The 22,150-nt window shown below is 73.5% G+C and carries 15 protein-coding genes; 11 read left to right on the forward strand and 4 right to left on the reverse strand.

The window, feature by feature from the left end:
- The 8 genes from KM933_RS33015 to KM933_RS33050 form a co-directional block, all read left to right on the forward strand.
- Nucleotides 1-1,192: FtsK/SpoIIIE domain-containing protein (locus tag KM933_RS33015; protein WP_260334515.1), on the forward strand; the 1,192-nt coding region annotated here is incomplete at its 5' end.
- A gap of 273 nt (nt 1,193-1,465) precedes the next feature.
- Complete coding sequence (locus KM933_RS33020) at nt 1,466-2,869, forward strand: ABC transporter substrate-binding protein (protein ID WP_221359273.1); 1,404 nt, start codon at nt 1,466-1,468, stop codon at nt 2,867-2,869.
- Between the two features lie 9 nt (nt 2,870-2,878).
- Nucleotides 2,879-4,231 carry a carbohydrate ABC transporter permease gene (locus KM933_RS33025; protein ID WP_221359274.1) on the forward strand — a complete coding sequence of 451 codons (1,353 nt, stop codon included), beginning with the start codon at nt 2,879-2,881 and terminating at the stop codon, nt 4,229-4,231.
- Between the two features lie 146 nt (nt 4,232-4,377).
- The gene (locus KM933_RS33030; RefSeq protein WP_221359321.1) at nt 4,378-5,181 is read left to right on the forward strand and encodes a carbohydrate ABC transporter permease; all 804 of its coding nucleotides are present in this window, start codon (nt 4,378-4,380) and stop codon (nt 5,179-5,181) included.
- A gap of 150 nt (nt 5,182-5,331) precedes the next feature.
- Nucleotides 5,332-7,599, forward strand: a complete 2,268-nt coding sequence (locus KM933_RS33035; RefSeq protein WP_221359276.1) for a bifunctional glycosyltransferase/CDP-glycerol:glycerophosphate glycerophosphotransferase — start codon at nt 5,332-5,334, stop codon at nt 7,597-7,599.
- Nucleotides 7,600-7,816: 217 nt separating this feature from the next.
- On the forward strand, nt 7,817-9,949 hold the full coding sequence (locus KM933_RS33040; RefSeq protein WP_221359278.1) for a CDP-glycerol glycerophosphotransferase family protein: 2,133 nt from the start codon (nt 7,817-7,819) through the stop codon (nt 9,947-9,949).
- Between the two features lie 94 nt (nt 9,950-10,043).
- Nucleotides 10,044-12,266, forward strand: coding sequence for a bifunctional glycosyltransferase/CDP-glycerol:glycerophosphate glycerophosphotransferase (locus KM933_RS33045; protein ID WP_221359280.1), 2,223 nt, complete (start codon nt 10,044-10,046; stop codon nt 12,264-12,266).
- Nucleotides 12,263-13,540, forward strand: coding sequence for a hypothetical protein (locus KM933_RS33050; protein WP_260334516.1), 1,278 nt, complete (start codon nt 12,263-12,265; stop codon nt 13,538-13,540). The genes KM933_RS33045 and KM933_RS33050 overlap by 4 nt, the downstream gene beginning before the upstream one ends.
- An 81-nt stretch (nt 13,541-13,621) precedes the next feature.
- Here KM933_RS33050 and KM933_RS33055 read toward each other — a convergent pair whose 3' ends face one another.
- On the reverse strand, nt 13,622-14,035 hold the full coding sequence (locus KM933_RS33055) for an organic hydroperoxide resistance protein (protein ID WP_221359282.1): 414 nt from the start codon (nt 14,033-14,035) through the stop codon (nt 13,622-13,624).
- A gap of 127 nt (nt 14,036-14,162) precedes the next feature.
- Between KM933_RS33055 and KM933_RS33060 the strand changes: the two genes are divergently transcribed.
- The 3 genes from KM933_RS33060 (at nt 14,163) to galE (ending at nt 17,587) form a co-directional block, all read left to right on the forward strand.
- Entirely contained in the window at nt 14,163-14,681 is a 519-nt protein-coding gene (locus tag KM933_RS33060) for a MarR family winged helix-turn-helix transcriptional regulator (RefSeq protein WP_221359284.1), read from the forward strand.
- A 134-nt stretch (nt 14,682-14,815) separates the two neighbouring features.
- Entirely contained in the window at nt 14,816-16,501 is a 1,686-nt protein-coding gene (locus KM933_RS33065; RefSeq protein WP_308013618.1) for a glycosyltransferase, read from the forward strand.
- A 96-nt stretch (nt 16,502-16,597) separates the two neighbouring features.
- Entirely contained in the window at nt 16,598-17,587 is a 990-nt protein-coding gene (galE, locus tag KM933_RS33070; RefSeq protein ID WP_221359287.1) for a UDP-glucose 4-epimerase GalE, read from the forward strand.
- A gap of 156 nt (nt 17,588-17,743) precedes the next feature.
- Here galE and KM933_RS33075 read toward each other — a convergent pair whose 3' ends face one another.
- The 3 genes from KM933_RS33075 to KM933_RS33085 all read right to left on the reverse strand — a co-directional run bounded on the left by KM933_RS33075 (nt 17,744) and on the right by KM933_RS33085 (nt 22,150).
- Nucleotides 17,744-17,965, reverse strand: coding sequence for a hypothetical protein (locus KM933_RS33075; RefSeq protein WP_055517933.1), 222 nt, complete (start codon nt 17,963-17,965; stop codon nt 17,744-17,746).
- Between the two features lie 100 nt (nt 17,966-18,065).
- Nucleotides 18,066-19,259 (reverse strand): glycosyltransferase, encoded by a 1,194-nt coding sequence (locus tag KM933_RS33080; protein WP_221359289.1) that lies wholly within the window; start codon nt 19,257-19,259, stop codon nt 18,066-18,068.
- Complete coding sequence (locus KM933_RS33085) at nt 19,256-22,150, reverse strand: bifunctional glycosyltransferase/CDP-glycerol:glycerophosphate glycerophosphotransferase (RefSeq protein WP_308013619.1); 2,895 nt, start codon at nt 22,148-22,150, stop codon at nt 19,256-19,258. The genes KM933_RS33080 and KM933_RS33085 overlap by 4 nt, the downstream gene beginning before the upstream one ends.

The following is a 22,150-nucleotide window of genomic DNA, read 5'->3' on the forward strand; positions in this document are numbered from 1 at the left end:
GCGCGTGTCCGCGCCGCTGCCCCAGACCGCGCGGCTGCTGGACGAGCTGGGCCTGGCGCGGGCGACCCCCGCGTCCCTGATGACGCGCTGGGCGGACGCGGCCGACGATCCCGAGGCGCTCGGCGGCCGGGCCGCGGCCGTGCTCGGCGCCGGGCCGCGCGGGCCCGTCGGGGTGGACCTCGCGGACGCGCACGAGGGCCCGCACCTGCTGATCGAGGGACCGCCGGGCAGCGGGCGCACGGAGCTGCTGCGTTCCGTCGCCGCGTCGCTCGCCGCCGCGGAGCGGCCCGACCGGCTCGGCATCGTGCTGGTCGACGGACGGGACGGCACGGGGAGCGGTGGCGTGGCCGCGCAGGGGGACGGGCTCCGGGTCTGCACGGACCTGCCGCACGTCACGACGCACCTGGGCGCCCACGATCCCGTACGGATGCGGGACTTCGCCCAGTCCCTGTCCGCCGAGCTGAAGCGGCGGGCCGAGCTGCTCGGGCGCCTCGACTTCACCGAGTGGCACGCACGGGCGGGTGGGGCGGCGGGCCGGACGGCCGCCCAGCGGGCGGCCGGCGCTCCGGGCGGTTCGGCCCCGGCGGAGGCGTCCGGTGCGGCGGATCCCGACACGTCCTCCGGTGCCACGCTGCGGCTGCGGCCCGCCGGGGCCCGGCCCCGGCCGGACGCGGGGAACCCGCTCCCCCGGCTCGTCGTGGTCGTCGACGACCTGGACGCGCTGCTGTCCCCCGCGCTGGGTTCGCCCGGCCGCCCGGCCGCCGGGTCCGTCGTGCGGGCCCTGGAGGGGGTCGCCCGGGACGGGGCGCGGCTCGGGGTGCATCTGGTGGCCGCGACCGGGGGCGGCGCGCGTACGGAGGAGACGGAGCTGGCCCGGCGCGCCGGGGCCCGGGTCGTCCTGGAGGCTCCGGGGAGCGGGCCCGAGGAACCGGCGCCGGGCCGGGGACGGCTCCTCGGGCCCGGCGGGCGGTTCACGCCGTTCCAGGGCGGGCGGGTCACGGGGCGGATCCCCCGTACGGCCACGCTGCGGCCCACCGTGGTCCCGCTGGAGTGGGCCCGGATGGGGGATCCGCCCGCGCGGCGGCCCGTCCGCGAGCTGGGGAACGGCCCGACGGACCTGGCCCTGCTGGCCAGCGCCCTGGAACGGGCCGCCCGCTCCGTCGCGGCCACGGAGGTCCCCTCACTCCTGTGACCCCGCGCCCCTGAGGGGCACGGCTGTGCTCGTGCCCCTCAGGGGCGCGGGGAACTGCGCGACCGGCCCCCACCCACCCGCACCCGACACCTCACCCCCATCCACTCAGTTCCCCAACTCCCCACGTCACGACGCGATTACGATCACGGCCCCGACACCGCAGGCGCTCTTGCCGCCGCCGAGCGGACGGGCGTAGACCAAGAGCGCACGGGACAGCGCCCGGACAGTCGGGCGTTCGTGCGTTCGGGCGTTCGATGGAGAACGGGGCAAACCATGCGCAGCAGCATTCTTCGCACCAGCGGGCCGCAGGGCAGGCCGCACGGGAGGGGCCGGGCCGCGAGGGCCGCGGCGACCCTTGTCGCGGGAGCGATGGCGCTCACGCTCACGGCGTGCGGTGGCGACGACGACGGAAAGGACGACGAGGGGAGCGGCGGCGGGACCAAGGCCGCCCCCAGTGTGGAGCTCCCCAAGCTGGACGGCCAGAAGCTGGAGGTGGCGGCCGTGTGGACCGGCCCCGAGCAGGAGAACTTCACCAAGGTCCTGGACGAGTTCGAGAAGCGGACGGGCGCCGAGGTCAGCTTCGTGCCCACCGGCAACAACACCTCCACCTTCCTGGGCACGAAGATCCAGGGCGGCAAGCCGCCGAGCGTGGCGTTCCTGCCGCAGGTCGGTGTGTTGCACCAGTTCGCCCAGAAGGGCTGGGTGAAACCGCTGGGCCCCGAGGCGCAGGCGCAGCTCGACAAGAACTTCTCCGCGGGCTGGAAGGACCTGGGCGCGTACGAGGGCAAGCAGTACGGCGTCTACGCGAAGGCCGCCAACAAGTCGCTGGTCTGGTACAACACCGCGGCGTTCGAGGCGGCGGGGATCACCGCCGAGCCGAAGACCTGGGACGAGTTCGTGCAGACCGCGCAGACCCTGTCGGACGCGGGCACGCCCGCCGTGTCCATCGGCGGGCAGGACGGCTGGACCCTCACCGACTGGTTCGAGAACGTCTACCTCTCGCAGGCGGGCCCGGAGAAGTACGACCAGCTGGCCGAGCACAAGATCAAGTGGACGGACCCCTCGGTGAAGGAGGCCCTGACCACGCTGGCCCAGCTGTGGGGCAAGGACGACCTGATCGCGGGCGGCAAGGCCGGCGCGCTGCGCACCGAGTTCCCCAAGTCGGTGACGAACACCTTCTCGGGCGACACCCCGGCGGCGATGGTCTACGAGGGCGACTTCGTCGCGGCGAACATCAACGCCGACACGAAGGCGAAGATCGGCACGGACGCCAAGGTGTTCCCCTTCCCGGCGGTCGGCGACGCGTCCCCGGTGGTCAGCGGCGGTGACGTGGCGGTGGCGCTGAAGGACGACAAGGGCTCCCAGGCCCTGCTGACCTTCCTGGCGTCGACCGACGCGGCCGAGATCTGGGCGGCGCAGGGCGGCTTCATCTCCCCGAACAAGGAGGTGGACCAGGAGAAGTACAAGGACGACGTGACCCGGGACATCGCCAAGGCGCTGCTCGCGGCCGGCGACGACTTCCGCTTCGACATGTCCGACCGGGCCCCGGCCGCCTTCGGCGGTACCCAGGGCACCGGCGAGTGGAAGGCGCTCCAGGACTTCCTGAAGGACCCCTCGGACGTCGAGGGCGTCCAGCAACAGCTGGAGACGTCCGCCGCCAAGGCGTACAAGGGCTGACGGCCGCCCATGGCGTCGCAGCTGACGACGGCGGGGGGACCGGCGAACCCGGTGCCCCCCGCCGGGAAACGCAAGAGCGTGATGGGTACGCGCCCGTGGGTGGCAGGTCTCTTCCTGCTGCCCGCGTTCGTGCTGCTCGGCGCGCTCGTGGTCTACCCCATCGGGTACTCGGTCTGGCGCAGTCTGTACGACGCCGACGGTTCGGGCTTCGTGGGCCTCGGCAACTACGGCGACCTGTTCGGTGACGACGCCACCTTCACCGCGGTCAAGAACACCGCGATCTGGGTGGCGGTCGCCCCTGCGCTGGTCACCGGCCTCGGCCTGATCTTCGCCGTGCTGACCGAACGGGTGCGCTGGTCGACGGCGTTCAAGCTGGTCATCTTCATGCCGATGGCGATCTCCATGCTCGCCGCGGGCATCATCTTCCGGCTCGTGTACGAGGCGGACCCCGACCAGGGCGTGGCCAACGCCGTGGTGACGGGCGTGCACGACACGTTCGCCGAGTCGTCGGTCTACCCGAAGGCGCGCCCGTCCACGGAGAGCGACCTCAAGGCGTCCGGCGGGGGTGCGTTCACCTCCACGGGCACGGTGAGCGCGGGCTCGCCGGCCCTGCTCCCGCTGGTCGGCATCGCCCCGGACAAGGTGCCGGGCGACCCCGGTGACGCCGAGTCCGCCGAGCCGTCGGGCGACGGGGTGTCCGGCACGGTCTGGCTGGACTTCAAGCTGGGCGGCGGCGGGCAGAAGGGCGCCGTCGACGGGGGTGAGAAGGCGCTGCCCGGCATCGAGGTCGAGGCGGTCAAGGACGGCAAGGTGGTCGCTTCCGCGAAGGCGGGCGACGACGGTACGTTCACGCTGCCCGCGTCGGCCGACGGGGCACGGCTGAGGCTGCCCGGGTCGAACTTCGCGGCGGCCTACAACGGCGTCGACTGGCTCGGCCCGAGCCTGGTCACCCCGGCCATCATCGGGGCGTACGCCTGGATGTGGGCGGGTTTCGCGATGGTGCTCATCGCGGCGGGCCTGGCGGGGGTGGACCGCAACCTGCTGGAGGCGGCGCGGGTCGACGGGGCCAACGAGTGGCAGGTCTTCCGCCGTGTCACGGTGCCGCTGCTCGCGCCGGTCCTCGTCGTCGTCCTGATCACCCTGATGATCAACGTGATGAAGATCTTCGACCTGGTCTTCATCATCGCCCCGCAGCCCAGCCAGGACGAGGCCAACGTACTGGCCCTGCAACTGGTCAACGCGTCCTTCGGCGGCGGCAACAACCAGGGGCTCGGCAGCGCGATCGGCATCGTCCTGCTGCTCCTGGTGATGCCGGTGATGATCGTCAACATCCGCCGACTGCGAAGGGAGCGCCGACGGTGACCGCACCCTCCGTACCTCTGAAGGACCCCGGGGAGCCCGGGAAGGCCGGAAAGGCCGGGCGGCCGTCCGACGCGGCCGTGGACGGGTCCGGTCCGCCCCGGCGCTCGCTGGGCTCCCGGCTCGCGGGCGGCGCGGCGGGCGGCGTGATGCGCGTCTTCCTGATCCTGGTCGCGCTGCTCTGGGTGACGCCCACCGTCGGGCTGCTCGCCTCGTCGTTCCGCGACCCGACCGACATCGCCGACTCCGGCTGGTGGGACGTCTTCACCAAGCCCTCCCAGCTCACCACCGAGAGCTACTCGACGCTGCTGGGCAAGGAGGAGATCACCGACGCCCTGCTCAACACGGTGCTGATCACGGTGCCCGCGACCGTCCTGGTCGTCGTCATCGGCGCGATGGCCGGGTACGCGTTCGCCTGGATGGACTTCAAGGGCCGCGACTGGTGGTTCGTGGCCGTGGTGGCCCTGCTGGTGGTGCCCATCCAGATCGCCCTGATCCCGCTGGCCGACCTCTTCGGCGACCTGGGGATCTTCGGCAGCGTCCTCGGCGTGGTCCTCTTCCACGTGGGCTTCGGCCTGCCGTTCGCGATCTTCCTGCTGCGCAACTTCTTCGCGGAGATCCCCCGGGAGCTCCTGGAGGCGGCGCGGCTCGACGGCGCGGGCGAGACCCGGCTGTTCGCGACCGTGATCCTGCCGCTGGGCGGGCCGGCCATCGCCTCGCTCGGCATCTTCCAGTTCCTGTGGGTGTGGAACGACATGCTGGTGGCGCTGATCTTCTCGGACTCCGACTCACGGCCGCTGACGGTCGCGCTGACCGAGCAGACGCGGCAGTTCTCCGGGAACATCGAGACGCTCGCGCCCGGCGCGTTCATCTCGATGGTGATCCCGCTGGCCGTGTTCTTCGCGTTCCAGCGGCAGTTCGTGTCCGGCGTGATGGCGGGGGCGGTGAAGTAGCCTCCACCCTGCGCTTTTCCAGGGGCGGACCGTCACCGGTCCGCCCCTTCGCGCGTCCCCGGGGTCCCCCACATGCCGCATCCGGCGTAACCACGTAACCCCTTCGGCCGTTGGCCGGGCCATATGGCCGCGCCGACTTCTGGATGTCCCTTGCCCCGGTTCAGTGTCATTGTCCCCGCTTACCAGGTGCAGGCGTATCTGCACGAGTGCATGGCATCGGTCCTGGAGCAGTCCTTCACCGACTTCGAGCTGATCGCCGTCGACGACTGCTCGCCGGACGCCTGCGGCGCGATCGCCGACGAGTTCGCGGCGCGCGACCCGCGGGTCAGAGCCGTGCACCTGAAGGAGAACGTGGGCCTGGGCCGGGCCCGCAACGCGGGCATGCGGTACGCGACCGGCGACTACCTGGTCTTCCTGGACGGCGACGACACCCTCACCCCGCACGCGCTGCGGGAGATCGCCCGCCGCATCGGGGAGACCGACGACCCGGACGTCCTGGTCTACGACTACGCGCGCACGTTCTGGTCGGGCGAGACGATCCGCAACGTCGAGGCGGGACAGCTCCACCAGGAGGGCCCGGCGCCGTTCCGGCTCGACGACCGGCCGGGGCTGCTGAACGTCCTCGTGGTCGTGTGGAACAAGGCGTACCGCCGGGAGTTCGTCGAGCGGCAGGGGTTCGCGTTCCCGCCGGGCTTCTACGAGGACACCCCCTGGACGTACCCGGTCCTGATGGCCGCGGAGACCATCGCGACGCTCGACCGGGTCTGCGTCCACTACCGCCAGCGCCGCCGGGGGAGCATCCTCGGTACGACCAGCCCCCGGCACTTCGACATCTTCGACCAGTACGACCGGGTCTTCGCCCACCTCGACGCGCACCCCGAGCTGGACCGCTGGCGCCCGATCCTCTTCCAGCGCATGGTCGACCACCTGTCGGCCGTGTTCCTCAAGCGCGACCGGCTGCCGCGCGGTTCGCGCGGCGCGTTCCTGCGCAAGGCCCGCGCCCACTACCTGCGCCACCGCGCGGGCGACACGGGCGTGCCCGAGCGCAACCGGCTGCGGCACGCCCTGGTACGCCTCGGCAGCCACCGCACGTACCGCGCCCTGTGGGCGGCGACGCGGCTGAAGCGCCGCGTCGCGCGGCTGGCCGGGGCGCTGGCCCGCGGGGTGCGGACCGCCGCGCTCCGGCTGCACTACGGGCTCCAGCGCCGGCTGCCCCTGCGCACCGGTCACGCCGTGTTCGGCGGCCACCGGGGAGGCGGCTACGGCTGCAACCCCGGCGCCCTGGAGGCCGCGTTCCGCACGCATGTGCCGGGCATGCGCACCGCGTGGGCGGCGGATCCCGCGTTCCACCACACGGTCCCCACCGGGACACGCACGCTGACGCCCGGTTCCGCCGCGTACTGGACGGCCCTCGCGCGCTCCAAGTACCTCGTCGGCAACGTCGGCTTCGACCCCCGGCTGGTCAAGCGGCCCGGCCAGGTCCTGGTCCAGACGCAGCGCGGCACCCCGCTCAAGCACATGGGCCTGGACCTCCAGGACCGCCCGGCGGCGGCGCGGGACACGGACTTCGCCGAGGTGCTGCGCGACGCCGACCGGTGGGACTACTGCCTGTCCGGCAACCGCCACTCCACCCTCGTCTGGGAGCGCGTCTTCCCGGCGGGCTACACGACGCTGGAGTACGGCCAGCCCCGCACCGACGTGTTCCAGCGGGCCACGTCCGCGGACGTGGCCCGGCTGCGCGAGTCCTTCGGCATCCCCGAGGGCGCGATCGCGATCCTGTACGCGCCGACGCACCGCGACTACCGCCGTACCCGGCGCACCGCGCTCGACCTGGAGCGGGTGCTGCGCCGGCTCGGCCCGCGGTTCGTCCTGCTGTCCCGCGCGCGCCCCGCCTACCGGGGGGCCCCGCCGCCCGCGGGCGGCGGCCGGCTGATCGACGTGTCGGACCACCCGGGCGTCGAGTCGCTCTGCCTCGCCTCGGACGCGCTGGTCACCGACTACTCGTCGCTGATGTTCGACTACGCGGGCCTGGACCGGCCGATCGTGATCCACTCGGCCGACCGGGAGGCGTACGAGGCGGCCCGCGGGACCTACTTCGACCTGCGTACGTTCCCGCCCGGCGCGATCGCGCGCACCGAGGACGAGCTGATCGACATCTTCGCGACCGGCCACTGGCGCGGTTCGCGCTCCACGCAGCTGCGCGGCGCCTTCCGGGAGCGCTTCTGCCCCTACGACGACGGCCGGGCCGCCGAGCGCGTCGTACGCCGTGTGGTGCTCGGCGAGACGGCCGGCCTGCCGGCGGTGGTGCCGCCGCGGGAGCGCCGTCCGGTGCCGTCCGCGGCGAGCCGGATCCCCGCCGCCGCGCTCGCCCCGGTGCCGGCACCGGGAATCTCCGTCCCTTTCGCCGACACACCCTGATCCCCGCGCAAAAGGGATGACCGCACCGAGCGGAACGTTCGAACGTCCGGAACGGCCCCCTGTCGTCCGGACCGCCCTCGCGCGAGCGGGCCGTCGCCGGTCCGGTCCGCTCCTCCGCCCGTCCCCGCGGCGTCCCCCATATGCAGCATCCGGCGTAACCGGGTCACCCCTTTGGCCGTTTCCGGTCAGTACACCCGAGCCGACCCATGGATTCCCCTTGCCCCGCTTCAGCGTCATCGTCCCCATCCAAGGCGGCCCGGGGCGACTCCCGTCCGCACTCGACTCGGTCCTCGACCAGTCCTTTCCCGACTTCGAGCTGATCCCGGTCCGTGCCGCCCCCGGCTCCCCGGCGGAAGCCGTCGTCGCCGAGTACGCCGCGCGGGACCCCAGGGTCGTCCCGGCGGACTCCCCGGAGGCGGCCACCGGCACGTACCTGCTGCTCCTCGACACGGACACCACCCTGTCGCCGGGGGCCCTCGAGGCGGTGGACGCCCGCCTGCGGGAGACCGGCGACGTGGACGTCCTGTACCTCGGACACGAGCGCGTCCCGTGGTGGGAGGGGCCCGCGGTGACGGAGCTGTTCGAGGACGGCCCCGGAGGCGGCGTCCGGCTGCCGCCCGTCCGGGCCGCCGCCTACCGCCGTGCGTTCCTCGGCGACCACGCCGCCGAACTCGCCCCGGCCCGGACCCACCGCGCGGACATCGGCTGGCGGGGACTGGTGACCCTGGCCGCCGTGGAGACCGCCGTACTGCCCGCCGTGTGCGTACGGCACCACGAACCGCGGCGGAGCCGCGTCACGCCGGGCGACGCGGCGGGCGGCCACGACCTCCTCGACCAGGTCGGACTGGTGCTGGAGCGGGCCGCCGGGCAGGGACTCGCCGGGGACCGGCTGCGCACCCTGTTCGGGCAGCTCTTCGCCGAGGTCCTCGACCGGGCCGCCGCCACCCCCTGCGGCCGGGCCTTCTTCCGGCGCGCGGGCAGGCTCTACCGGCGCCACCGCCCGGCGGGCCACCGCGCCGGAGGGCTGCGGGCCCGTCTGCTGCGCCGGGGCGCGTACACGGCGTTCCGCGTCCTGCCGGCCCTCGTCCGGTGGACGGAGCGCGCGCGGGCGCACGTGGCCCGCTCCGCGCTGCGCAGGCGCCGCGCCCTGCTGTACGCCTGGTACCTGCGCAGGCCGGTGGACGGGAACCTCGCCGTCTTCGCCGCCTACTGGGGCCGCGGCTACGCCTGCAACCCCGCGGCCGTCCACCGCAAGGCGCGCGAACTGGCCCCGCACATCCGGTCGGTGTTCCTGGTGAAGGAGAGGGAGCTGCCGCACATGCCCGGGGACGTGGAGAGCGTGGTGATCGGGAGCCGGCGGTACTGGGAGGTGATGGCGCGCGCCAAGTACACCTTCAACAACGTCAACTTCGAGACCGCCGTGCGCAAGCGCCCCGGCACCGTGCACGTCCAGACGCACCACGGGACCCCGCTGAAGCGGATGGGCGTCGACCAGATCGAGTACCGGGCCGTCGCGGCGGCCACCGGGAACTTCGGCCGGCTGATGCGGCGGGTGGACCGCTGGGACTTCTCCCTCTCCTCCAACGCCCACTCCACGGAGGTCTGGTCGGGCGCCTATCCCAGCGCCTTCACCCATCTGGAGTACGGCTATCCGCGCAACGACCGCTACTGGACGGCGACCCCGGACGAGGTGGCCGCGATCCGCGCGCGGCTCGGCGTCCCCGAGGGCCGGATCGCGCTGCTGTACGCGCCGACCTACCGGGACTACCCGCGTGACGTGGCGGCGCAGTTCGACCTGGCGCGGTTCTGCGACGCGCTCGGGCCGGGGTTCGTGGTGCTGCTGCGGGCGCACTACTTCCTCGACGGCGATGCCGGTCTGCGGCAGGCCGTGGCGGACGGCCGGCTGATCGACGTGACGTCGCTGCGGGACACCGAGGACGTCTGCCTGGCCTCGGACGCGCTGATCACGGACTACTCGTCGATCATGTTCGACTACGCCTGCCTCGACCGGCCGATCGTCACGTACGCCGACGACTGGGACGTCTACCGGGACACCCGGGGCGTCTACTTCGACCTGCCGGCCCGACCGCCGGGCCATGTCGCCCGTACGCAGGAGGAGCTGATCCGGGTCCTCACGTCGGGCGCGTGGGCGGACGGACGCTCCGCCGAGCTGCGGGCCCGGTTCCGTGAGCGGTTCTGCGCGTTCGACGACGGGCAGGCGGCCGAACGGGTCGTGCGCCGGGTGCTCCTCGGGCAGCCCGAGGAGGAGCTGCCACCGGTGATCCCGCTGCGGGAGCGGCTGCCGGTACCGGCCGCGGTCGTCCCGCACCCCCGCACGCCGGCGCGCTGATGCCGCCGGCCCGCCCGCGCACGGCCCCTCCCGCTGCGCCCTTCCCCTGCGCCCCCTCCCGACGACCCAGCAAGTTCCCGGACCTGGAAGTGCCATGCCCCGCTTCAGCATCGTCGTGCCCGTCCACAACGTGCAGGGCTACCTGCGCACCTGTCTGGAGTCGGTCCTCGACCAGTCCTACGGCGACTTCGAGCTGATCGTCGTCGACGACCGCTCGCCGGACGGCAGCCCGGCGATCGTCGACGAGTTCGCGGCCCGCGACGAGCGGGTCGTGGCGGTGCACCTGCCCGTCAACGGCGGCATCGGCCCGGCCCGCAACCACGGCGCGCGGCTGGCCCGGGGCGAGTACCTGCTGTTCCTGGACAGCGACGACAGCTACACACCGGGCACGCTGCGGGCGGTCGCCGAGCGCATCGACGCGACCGCGCGGCCGGACATCGTCCTGTTCGACTACGCGCGCACGCACTGGTACGGCGCGGTGAAGCGCAACCGGGACGCCGGGGTGTTCGCCGCGCCGGGCCCGGAGGTGTTCACGGTCGCCGAACGCCCGGAGCTGCTCGACCTGTTCACGGTCGTGTGGAACAAGGCGTACCGCCTGGACTTCTTCCGCGAGGGCGGCTTCGCCTTCCCGACCGGCTTCTACGAGGACGCGGTCGTCGTCTACCAGACGCTGTGGACGGCCCGCACGATCGCCCTCGTCGACCGGGTGTGCGTGTACTACCGGCAGCGCCGCCAGGGCAACGCGATGCGCACGCCGAGCCGGGAGCACTTCGAGGTGTTCGCGCAGTACGAGCGGCTGTTCCGGTTCATCGGGGAGCGTCCGGCGCTGGAGCGGTGGCGCGGTTTCCTCTACGACCACATGGCGGACCACTACCTCTTCATCCTGCGGCAGCGGGACCGCGTACCGCCGTCCTCGCGCCCCGAGTTCCACCGGCGCGCGGCCCGGGACCTGCGCGCCTACCGCCCGGACGGCCACCGGCCCGGCGCGCACGTCCCGCGCACCTCCCTGGCCCTGCTCGCCCGTGCCCCGTACGCCCTCTACGCGCTGCACCGCGTCGCCGCCGTGAAGCGGGCCGGTCTGCGCAGGCGCCTGCGGGTGTGGCGGCGCCGGCTGCGCCGGGTGCTGCTCGCACTGCACGGGCGGCTGGTCCTGTGGCGTGCGCTCGACCCGAACCTGGCGGTGTACTCGGCGTTCTCGCACCGCGGTGTCCTCGGCGACCCGGCCGCGATCCACCGCAAGGCCCGGGAGCTGGCCCCGCACATCCGGTCGGTGTGGGTGGTCGGGAAGGACCACGTGGACGCGCTGCCGCCGGGTGTCGAGCACGTCCTGCCGGGCAGCCGCGCCTACCGCAGGGTCACGGCACGGGCCGCGTACCTGGTCAACAACGTCAACTGGGCCGACGACCTGGTGAAGCGCGCGGGCGCCGTCCACGTCCACACGCACCAGGGCACCCCGCTGAAGTCGATGGGCGCCGACCTGCTCAGGTACCCCGGCGCGCGGCGCGGCTTCAGCGTCCCGAAGATGCTGCGGCGGGCCGACCGCTGGGACTACAGCCTGGCCGCGAACCCGCACTCCGAGCTGGTCTGGGACCGCGCCTACCCGTGCGGCTTCGTCTCCCTGCGCTCGGGCAGCCCGCGCAACGACTGCCTGGTGCGGCCGGAACCGGGCCGCCGCGAGTCCGTGCGGCAGCGCCTGGGCGTCCCGCAGGACGGCACCCTGGTCCTGTACGCGCCGACCCACCGCGACCACCGCCAGGGCGGTTACGCGCCCGCCTGCGACCTGGAGCGCCTGGCCGCGGGGCTGCCCGGCGACCACGTCCTCGCGGTCCGGCTGCACCCGTCGCTGGCCCGGCACCACGAGCGCGGTCTCGCGCTGCGGGACCTGGCCGGGCGGGGGCTCCTGCTGGACGTCACCGACGAACCGCTGGTCGAGGACCTGCTGCTCGCCTCCGACGCCCTGGTCACCGACTACTCGTCGCTGATGTTCGACTACGCGCACCTCGACCGGCCGATCGTCCTGCACGCCTACGACCTGGACACCTACCGGGCCGCGCGCGGCCTGTACTTCGACGTCACCGAGCGGCCGCCGGGCCATGTCACCCGGGACGAGGACGGGCTGGCCCGGCTGTTCGCGTCGGGCGCCTGGCGGGACGAGGAGTCGGCGCGGCTGCGGGCGGCCTTCCGGGAGCGGTTCCGCGGGTACGACGACGGGCACGCCGCGGAACGGGTCGTACGGCTGCTGATGCTGGGCGAGGGCACGGCGGTGCCCGCGGTTCCCGCGCCGGGCGCCCCGAGCGACGCCCTGACCCGCTCATGAGGGCTCGCCCCGCCGCGTGGGTGCTGTTCCTCGCCGCCCTGTTCGGCTGTCTGCAGCTGGCCAACGTCACCGGCCGGGACACGCCCGACAGCCGCAACTACCTGTCGTACGCGCTGAGCCTGGGCGGCGCGGACAAGGCGGAGGCGGCGGGGCGGACCATCGCGTACCTGTGCGCGAGCCGCGGCGAGAAGGCATCCCGCAAGCACGGTGTGGACGTGCGGCGCTTCCGTACCCCCGATCCGGGGCCGAGGGTGCGGGCGCAGTGCCGCCGCCACTACGAGCGGATCGTCGGGCGGCGGCTCGCCGCGGGCCGGACGTCCGGCCGGACCGCGCCGTTCATGAGCGAGCGGTTCATGCGGATCTTCGAGGTGCGGCCCGGCTACCCGCTGCTGCTCGTGCCGTTCGTGACCCTGCTCGGGGTGACGTGGGGGGTGTGGACGGCGAGTGTGTGTATCGCGGCCGCCGGGGGCGCGCTGGTGTTCCTCGTCCTGCGGACGGTGGGCGTGCCGGCGGGCTCCGCGCTGGCCGGGCAGGCCCTGTACTACGTCCTGCCGACGGGCGCGACCGCGATGCGGCCGATGACCGAGGGCACGGTGACGGCGCTCACCCTGGCGGCGCTGTGGGGGTGCGCGCTGGTGCTGCGCGGGCGGCGGGGCGGCGGGCTGCTGGCGGTGTCGCTGGCGCTGCTCTTCGCCGTGAAGCACTCGCAGGCGCTGTTCCTCGCGGTCTGCCTCGCGGGGGCGGCCGGTGCGATCGGCGTGCGCCGCAGGAGGGCGGGGCGGGAGGCGGGGGCCGCCGTGCGGACCCTGCTGAAGGTGACGCTGGCGGCGGCCGTCGGCACGGTCCTGCTCGCCAGGCTGCTCCACTACCCGTCGGAGTCGGAGAGCCTCCAGGACCTGCTCACCGACCACTACCTCCGGCCCGACCGGGAGCACCCCTGGGAGGAGTTCCTCGACCTGGAGGCCGCCTTCTGGGCGGAGTGGCTGCGCAGGCAGCTGCTGGAACCGCTGTTCCTGGTGCTGGTCGCGGCGGGGGCGTTCGGGGCGCTGCGGGGGTCCCCGGCGTTCGGGGTGCTGCTGCTCGGCGCCGCGGGGACCGGGGTGCTGAGCATGGCCGCGCACCCCGACATCGCGATCGGCCGGCTGATGGTGGCGGTGTGGCTGGTACCGGTGGTGGGGCTGCCGCTGCTCCATGCCTCGACCCTGGGTCCCCGCCCCCGGGCCTCCGGTCCCCGGGCGCCGGACGGGCTGGAACTCAGCCCGTCCGGCGCCTGAGGACGAGCGCGCGGCGCGACAGGGGGTCTGGGCGCAGCCCTCCGAGGAAGGGTGCGGGCGGCGCGGAGAACCAGCGGAGAACTACTCGACGACCAGCTCGACGGGGATGTTCCCCCGCGTCGCGTTGGAGTACGGGCACACCTGGTGCGCCTGCTCCACCAGCTTGCGCCCGGTCTCCTCGTCCACGGACTCCGGCAGCTCCACCCGCAGGGTGACGGCGAGCCCGAACCCCTCGCCCTGCTTGCCGATCCCCACCTCCGCGGTCACGGCCGCGTCGCTGACGTCGACCTTCGCCGAGCGGCCCACCAGGGCGAGCGCGCTGGCGAAACAGGCGGAGTACCCGGCGGCGAAGAGCTGCTCGGGGTTGGTGCCCTGGCCGTTGCCGCCCATCTCGGCCGGAATCCCCAGCTGGAGGTCGAGCTGTCCGTCGGAGCTGTAGGCCCGGCCGTCGCGGCCGTGGGTGGCGGTGGCTACGGCGGTGTAGATCGCGTCCATGGAAACCATCCCTCTCAAAGGTCCGAGTCGTGGCGGCGGGCCGTGTCCCGGTCCGCCGCACACCGCAAGTAGAGCACACAATTAAATTGTGCACAACTAAATGACGCACCCGAGGTACCCTGGAGTCATGACCACGACGCCCGCACCCGAGTCCGCCGCAGGCGACGCCGTGAGCGGCTCCGCGCCCGCCGACGACTTCCTCCGCCTCGACCAGCAGATCTGCTTCTCCCTGAACGCCGCCTCGCGCGCCTTCGGCAGCCTGTATCGCGTCGTCCTGAAGGACCTGGGACTCACCTACCCCCAGTACCTGGTCATGCTGGTGCTGTGGGAGCACGGCGAGCTGCCGGTGAAGAAGGTCGGCGAGCACCTGCGGCTCGACTCCGGGACGCTGTCACCCCTGCTCAAACGGCTGGAGGCGGCCGGGCTGGTGCGGCGGGAGCGCAGCGCCAGGGACGAGCGGTCCGTGGTGGTCGGCCTCACGGACGAGGGCGCCGCCCTGCGCGGGCGGGCGCTGCGCGTACCGCGCCGGATCGCCGCGGCCACGGGGTTCGGCCTGACGGAGATAAACGACCTGCGGGCCCGGCTCGACCGGCTCACGAGCACGCTGGACGCGGCGGCCCTGGAGGACTTCCCCGACCGCGGGTGACCCCACACGCGTCCGCGGACGCTCCCGCACGGCCGCGGACGCTCCCGCACGACCGCCGCGCCCCTGCCGGTGATCGACCCGCCGGACGGCCACCCGAACTGAATAATTGTCCCCGTTGGATACCATTTGTCCACGTGGAAACCGTGCGAGCCGGGCAGACCGGAACCCCCCAGCCGTCCCAGGTGTGCGTCGTCGTCATCGGGTACGACGACGCCGCCCATGTGGCGGACGCGGTGCGCTCGGCCCTGGCGCAGGGGCCCGCCGTCCGTGAGGTGATCGCCGTGGACGACTGCTCGGCCGACGGCAGTGCCGCCCTCCTGGAGGGTCTCGCGCTCGACGAGCCGCGCCTGAAGGTCGTCCGCCGCGAGGTCAACAGCGGCGGCTGCGGCAGCCCGCGCAACACCGGGACCGACGCCGCCACGGCTCCGTACGTGATGTTCCTGGACAGCGACGACGTGCTGCCGCCCGGCGCGGTGGACGCCCTGCTGGGCGCGGCCGCCGGGCACGGCGCCGAGGTCGCGGCCGGTCTGTGCGTGCGGCGCGAGCTGCCGTCCGGCCGCGAGGTGCCCTGGCAGCCCGAGCTGTACGCCGGGGCCGCGCTCGTGGCCCTCCCCTCGCGGCGCCCCCGGCTGGTCCACGACACGCTGTGCGTCAACAAGCTGTACCGCACCGGTTTCCTGCGCGCCCACGGCATCCGCTTCCCGGAGGGACGCTTCCCGTACGAGGACTTCGTCTTCACCGCGCGCGTACTCGCCGCCCGCCCGCGTGTCGCGCTGATCCCGGACACGGTCTACGTCTGGCACGTGCGCCGCGGTGCCGAGCGGCTGTCGATCTCACTGGACCGGTCGGACGCCGACAACTGGCGGGCCAGGATCACCGCGCACGCCCAGGCGTACGGCATCCTCCTGGACGCCGGTGAGAAACGGCTGGCCCGGGCGTCGCGCGCGAGGTTCCTGGACCACGCGCTGCGGATGTACGTACGCGAACTCGATCTGCGCGGTGCCGCGTACCGGCGCCGGTGGTGGGCCCTCACCCGCGCGTACCTCGCGACGTTCGACGCCGCCGACCTCGCGCTCGCCCCGGCGCCCGGCCGGGTGATCGCCCAGGTGGTGCTGGCCTCCGAGCAGCCGCGCGACCTGGCCCGCCTCAAGGAGGCCGCGGCCCGCCCGTCCCGGCTGCGGCCGCCGTACGCGCGGGCGGCGGACGGCACGCCCGTCTGGTCCGACGACCTGCCCCACGTCACCCTGGAACACCTGCTGCTGCGGCCCGTGCGGCTCCTTCCCGTGGCCGTCGACGCGGAGCTGCGGCCGCGCGCACGGGGCACCCGGCTGCGGCTGCGCCTGCACGAGCTGTACGGACGGATGGCGGACGCGTCGCCCGCCTCCGTGACCGCGGAGTTCACGGACCGGCAGGACGGGACGGTCGGGCTCGCCCTCACCGGACGGTTCCTCCCGGACGGCCCCGGTCCCGCCGGTCCCGCCGACCCGGCCGGTCCCGCCACCCCGGCCCACGAGGGCACCGGCACCGGCACCGGCTCCTGGACGGCCGAGATGCCCGTCGACCTCGCGGCGCTCGGCGCCGGCACCTGGGACCTGCGGCTGTGCCTGCGCTTCCACGACGGCACGAGCCGCGGGACCACCGCGCACGCGAGCACCGGACCGGGCCTGCTGCGCCGGTCGGTCGTGCCGAGCGCCCGGCACGGCCTGCTGCTCGTCCAGCCGTACGCGACCCACACGGGCTCGCTCGCGCTGCGGATCGCACCCGGCCTGCGCGGCACGGTGGCCGTACTGGGCCGCAGGGCGCGGCGTTTGCTTCACTGAGGTGCGACCCGCCGCCGTACGACCGGCGACGCGGACCACGAGCACAGGACCACGAGCGCAGGACCATGAGCGCAACAGACGAGGGGACGGCCGTACATGACCTGGCTGATCACCGGCGGTGCCGGCTACATCGGGGCGCACGTCGTCCGCGCGATGACCGGGGCGGGCGAACGGGCCGTGGTGTACGACGACCTGTCCACCGGGATCGCCGAACGCGTTCCGGACGGCGTGCCGCTCGTCGTCGGCTCGACCCTGGACGGGGAGCGGGTCGCCCGCGCGCTGCGGGACCACGCCGTCACCGGTGTCGTGCACCTGGCGGCGAAGAAGCAGGTGGGCGAGTCGGTGGACCTGCCGCTGCACTACTACCACGAGAACGTCGAAGGGCTGCGGGCGCTGCTCCAGGCGGTCACGGCCGCGGCGGTGCCGTCCTTCGTGTTCTCCTCCTCGGCGGCGGTGTACGGCATGCCGGACGTCGACCTCGTGACCGAGGAGACGCCCTGTCTGCCGATCAACCCGTACGGCGAGACCAAGCTCGTCGGCGAGTGGCTGGTCCGCGCCGCCGGCCGTGCGCACGGCCTGTCGACGGCCTGTCTGCGCTACTTCAACGTGGCGGGGACGGCGGCACCCGAACTGGCGGACACCGGCGTCTTCAACATCGTCCCGATGGTCTTCGAGAAACTCACGGACGGCGAGCCGCCGCGCGTCTTCGGCGACGACTACCCGACCCCGGACGGCACCTGCGTCCGCGACTACATCCACGTCGTCGACCTGGCGGAGGCCCATGTGGCGGCCGCGAGGCGCCTCGCGGCGGCGCCCGGCACCGACCCGGCCGCGCTGACCCTCAACATCGGCCGCGGCGAGGGCGTCTCGGTCCGCCGGATGATCGACCGCATCAACGAGATCACGGGCCATGCGCTCGCGCCGGTGGTCACCGCCCGCCGGCCCGGCGACCCGGCCCGGGTCGTCGCCTCCGCCGACCGCGCCGCCGCGGAGCTGGCCTGGAAGGCGAAGTACGGCCTGGACGACATGATCACGTCGGCCTGGGAGGGCTGGCTGCGGCTGCATCCACGGGCCCGGCGGGGTTAGGGCTTCCGGGGCGTGCCTTCCTGAACAGGTCTCCCGGAGCAGGTCTCCCGGAGCAGGTCTCCCGGAGGACCGGGCGGCCCGGAGACGCGCTCGCCGCGGGCCGGACGTGGTCCTGGGCCGCGGCGAGGGTGGGCGAGGGTGCTCCCGGGGGATCCGTCAGAGCTTGTCCATGCGGGTGTAGGGGCTGACGATACGGGCCTGGCGGGAGCCGAAGTCGACGAGCATCGCGATGCCCTCCTCGACGCCGACGATCCTGCCCAGGCCGAACTGGTCGTGCGTGACACGGTCACCGAGGGCGAAGTGCTTGGCGACCGGGACAACCGGAGCTTTGAAGGGACTGGTGGACAGGTGGCGCCGGGGCGCGGATGGCTTCGTCATCGTGGTTCCAGTATGCGCCAACGGAAGCTCCTGGAGTGAGGCGTGGATGACAACGATCCGGCCGCTACGGGGGTCCGCCCCCGCCGGGACCGGGCCCGGGTCAGCGTTCCAGGAAGGTGAACAGGTCCTCCCACCGCTTCACGATCTCCTCCGCCGTGTAGCGCTGGATGTTGGCGCGGGCCGCCTCCCCCATGGTGTCCCGCAGCTCCTTGTCGGACATCAGGGTGCCTAGGCGGCGGGCCAGCTCGCCGGTGTTGCCGGGGGCGGCGAGGAGGCCGTCCTCGCCGTCGCGGACGATCTCGCGGACACCGGGCGCGCAGTCGAAGGCCGCGCAGGGCACGGCGGTCGCCATGGCCTCCATGAGGGCGAGCGGGAAGCCCTCGCCCCGGGAGGACAGGACGAAGACGGAGGCGGCGCGCAGCGCGGCCGGGACGTCGTCCGTACGGCCCATCCAGTCGACGCGGCCGTCGAGCCCCAGGGCCGTGCACTGCTTCCTCAGCGGCTCCTCGTCCTCGCCGGAGCCGTGGATCCGCAGGCGCCAGCCGGGGTGGCGCGGCGCGACCTCCGCCCAGGTGTCGAGGAGCATGTCGATGCCCTTCTGGTCGTGCAGCCGCCCGATGCTGACGACCGCCTTCTGCGTGCGCGACGACGGCACCCGCGGCACGAACGGCAGCGGGTTCGGCATGAACGACACGTTGTTCATGCCCTGCCCGATCCACAGGTCGGCGTCCTCGCGGGTCAGCGCCAGCATGCGGTCGACGTTCCGGTAGTGCTCGCGCACCCGGCGGAAGCGCGAGGACGCCCTGGAGTACGCGTACGACTCGTGGCTCATCCCGATCACGGTCAGTCCGCGCGTGTCGGCCCGGGCCACCCACTCCATGGCCCACACCTGCGTGACGATCACGACCGCGCCGGGCCGCGCCCGCCGGAACAGCGCGGTGAGCTTCCCGGCCTCCTCGCGCATGCTCGCCTCGCGCGCCCGGCCGGGCCGCGGCGGCTGCCCGGCGTACAGGGTCGTCGTCGGGTACGGGAGGGCGCCGAGCTCCTGCGCCACCGCGGGCGGGGTGATGCCGACGACCCGGACGCGGTGGCCGCGCGCGGTGAGGAGGCGGGCCATCTGGTGCGACCAGCTGGTCACCCCGCCCAGCTCGTCGACGCTGTTGGAGACGAAGAGGACGTCCCGCCGCGGGTCCGCGGTGCCGGGGACGCCCGCGAGGGTGTCCCCGGTGGTGTCCGGGAGGGTGTCCGCGGTGGTGTCCGGGAGGGTGTCCGCGCCGATGTCCCCGGTGGTCATGCGCGCCTCCACCGGCCGAAGAACTGGTCGACGACGCTCCGGGCGGCCGTCCCCGTGTCGTACTCCCCGAACTCCGCCACGAAGCCCTCCCGCGTCTGCGCGTACTTCACCGCCTGCTCGTCGAGCGAGGCGAGGGCGGCGTACAGCTCCTCCTCGGTGCGCGCGACCGGCCCCGGCGCCCGTTCGAGGAGGTCGAAGTAGGTGCCGCGGCCCTCGTGCACGTACTCCTCGTAGTCGTACGCGAAGAAGAACATCGGCCGGTCGAGGAGCGCGTAGTCGAACATCACGGACGAGTAGTCGGTGATCAGCCCGTCGGCGAGGGCGAGCAGCGGGGTCACGTCGTGGTGGGCCGACACGTCGACGACGCGCCCGCGCACGGACGGCGGGAGCACGACGTGGTTCAGGTAGTGCGGGCGCACCAGCAGGACGTACCGGTCGCCGAACTCGTCGGCGAACCGCTCCACGTCGAACGGCAGCTCGAACCGCCGGTGCCTGCCCCCGTGCCTGCGGAACGTGGGCGCGTACAGGAGCACGGCCCGGTCGCCGGGGATCCCCAGCTCGGCGGCGAGCGGTCCGCGTTCCCGGCGGCCCGTCCCCTCCTCCCGCCTCCTGGCCCGTACGAGCGCGTCGTTGCGGGGGTAGCCCACGCGCAGCAGCGTCCGCTCCTCCAGGCGGAACGCCCGGGCGAGGGTGCGTACGTCGTGCTCGGAGCGGATCAGGAACCGGTCGAAGCGGTCGAGGACCCGCTGCTGCTCGGCCTGCGCGGACCGGGACCTGAGCTTCCACTCCGGTTCGTCGAAGCCCATCCGCTTGAGCGCCGAGCCGTGCCAGGTCTGGAGGTACGTGGTCCCCGGCCGTTTGGTGAGCTTCAGCGGGTAGCTCTGGTTGTCGATCCAGAACTCGGCCCGGGCCAGCGCCCTCAGATAGGGCAGCGACCAGCGGCGTACGAGCGTGGCGTCGGACGGGAAACCGGCGGGACCGCCGCCCGCGTAAGACCACACGGCCTCGAAGTCGAGACCCTGGCGCCGCATCTCCTCGTAGAGGGCCTTCGGGCTGTCGCTGTACTGCCGGCCCAGGTGGCTCTCGAAGACGACCAGGCCCTTCTTCAGCGGCAGCCGGCTGAACACCCCGTGGTAGATCCGGATCTTGGCGGGCCCCGAGGTGAGCTTCCCGCGGACCGCCTTCGCCCTCCGGTAACCGGACTTGGCGAGCCGGCCGGGCGTCCCCCGCACCCCCCGCAGCACCAGCTCGTCCACCTTCTCGCGGGTGAGGACCCGGAAGGAGAGGTGGCCGCGGGCGGAGACCTCGGGCGTGATGCGGTCGGCGACCAGCCGGGTGAGCCGGGGCCGGACGGGCGAGTCCCCGACGGCCAGGCCGGGTTCGGAGGCGGTGATCCGGGTGGTGGTGCGCACCCCGTCGACGCGGAGGTGCAGCCGTACGTCCCACACGGCGTCCACGACGCCCAGGGGCCGCAGTCCGCGCGCGAGGTCGGCCGACGCCTCCCAGGCGACGGATCCGCCCTCGTGCCGCAGGGTGCGGACGGGAAAGCGGAAGGTCTGCAGACGCACGCCCCTGCGGCGGGCACCGAACTCCAGTTCACCGGTGAGCCGGGCGGTGGGCGCGATGACGCCGAGGGGGTTGACGATGCGCCCGGCGAGCCGGACGGTGCCCGCGGCCGCCTCGTACCCGGTGAGGACGTTGCGCAGGAACATCCGCTCAAGGGGCTTGGTGTGGTACCCGAGCTCGGTGACGTCGAGGACGTGGCGGGCGAGGGCGCGCTCGGAGGCGTCGCCGTCGTCGAGGTGCCGGGCGCACCAGTACACGCGGCCGTCCCGCTCGACGAGGGACGAGGAGATCTTGTCGCGGTTGGTGAGGGTGTCCACGGCCGGCAGGAGGTTGTCCCAGTCGCTCCTGCGCAGCAGGTGGGCGCAGATCGCGTGGACGGGTTCGACCTCGTCGAGGGCGGCCCGGTCGACGGACTCCAGGTACGCGCGGGCGATCGCGGCGAACTCCTCCCGGTAGGAGGCGTCCCGGAACGGCAGGTCGCGCAGGTGCAGCACCAGGTCGTGCTTGAGGAACTTGACGTCCTTGCGGAACTTCAGCTCCGGCAGCCCCCGGTCGGCGAGCAGCCGGTCGACCCGCCGGTGGATCTCCATCCGGTGCGCGAAGTTGGCGATCTCGGCACGCCGGTTGCTGATCGACTTCGCCGCGGCCCGGCCGGTGACGTTCCAGTCGTAGACGCGGTTGGGGATGAGGGTGATGCGGCGGGCGGCGGTGTACGCCTGCGCGGAGAAGAGCAGGTCCTCGTAGTGGATCCCGACGGGGAATTCGAGCCCCTGCCCGATCAGGAACTCCCGGCGGTAGCACTTGTTCGTCGACAGGGTGTCGAAGACCAGCAGGTCGGGGAGGTCGGAGACCGACTCCAGGGTGCGGGTGCGCGTGTACAGCCAGGGGTACCACTTGGTCTCCCTGCCGCCGCGCGCGTCGACGTGGACGCGCACGCACAGCCCGGAGACGAGGTCGGCGCCGGTGGTCCGGGCCGCCTCCAGCATGTTCCGGCAGGCGTTGCGCTCCAGTACGTCGTCGCTGTCGAGGAAGACGACGTGGGTGCCGCGGGCCTGCCTGATCCCGTGGTTGCGGGGCGCGCCGCAGCCCCCGCTGTTCTCGTCCAGCCGGAAGGTCCGCACCCGGCCCGGGTGGCGGCGGGCCAGCCCCTGCGCCACCTCGTACGAGCCGTCGGTGCTGCGGTCGTCCACGATGACGGCCTCGACGTTCCGCAGGGTCTGCCGCAGCACGGAGTCCACGGCCGTGGCCAGCCGCGCCTCGTCGTTGTAGACGATCACGACGACGGACACGTCCGGCACCGCACCCTGGAGCAGATCCTCTTCCAC

It is taken from the genome of Streptomyces beigongshangae (assembly GCF_019710745.1).
Taxonomy (GTDB): Bacteria; Actinomycetota; Actinomycetes; order Streptomycetales; family Streptomycetaceae; genus Streptomyces; species Streptomyces beigongshangae.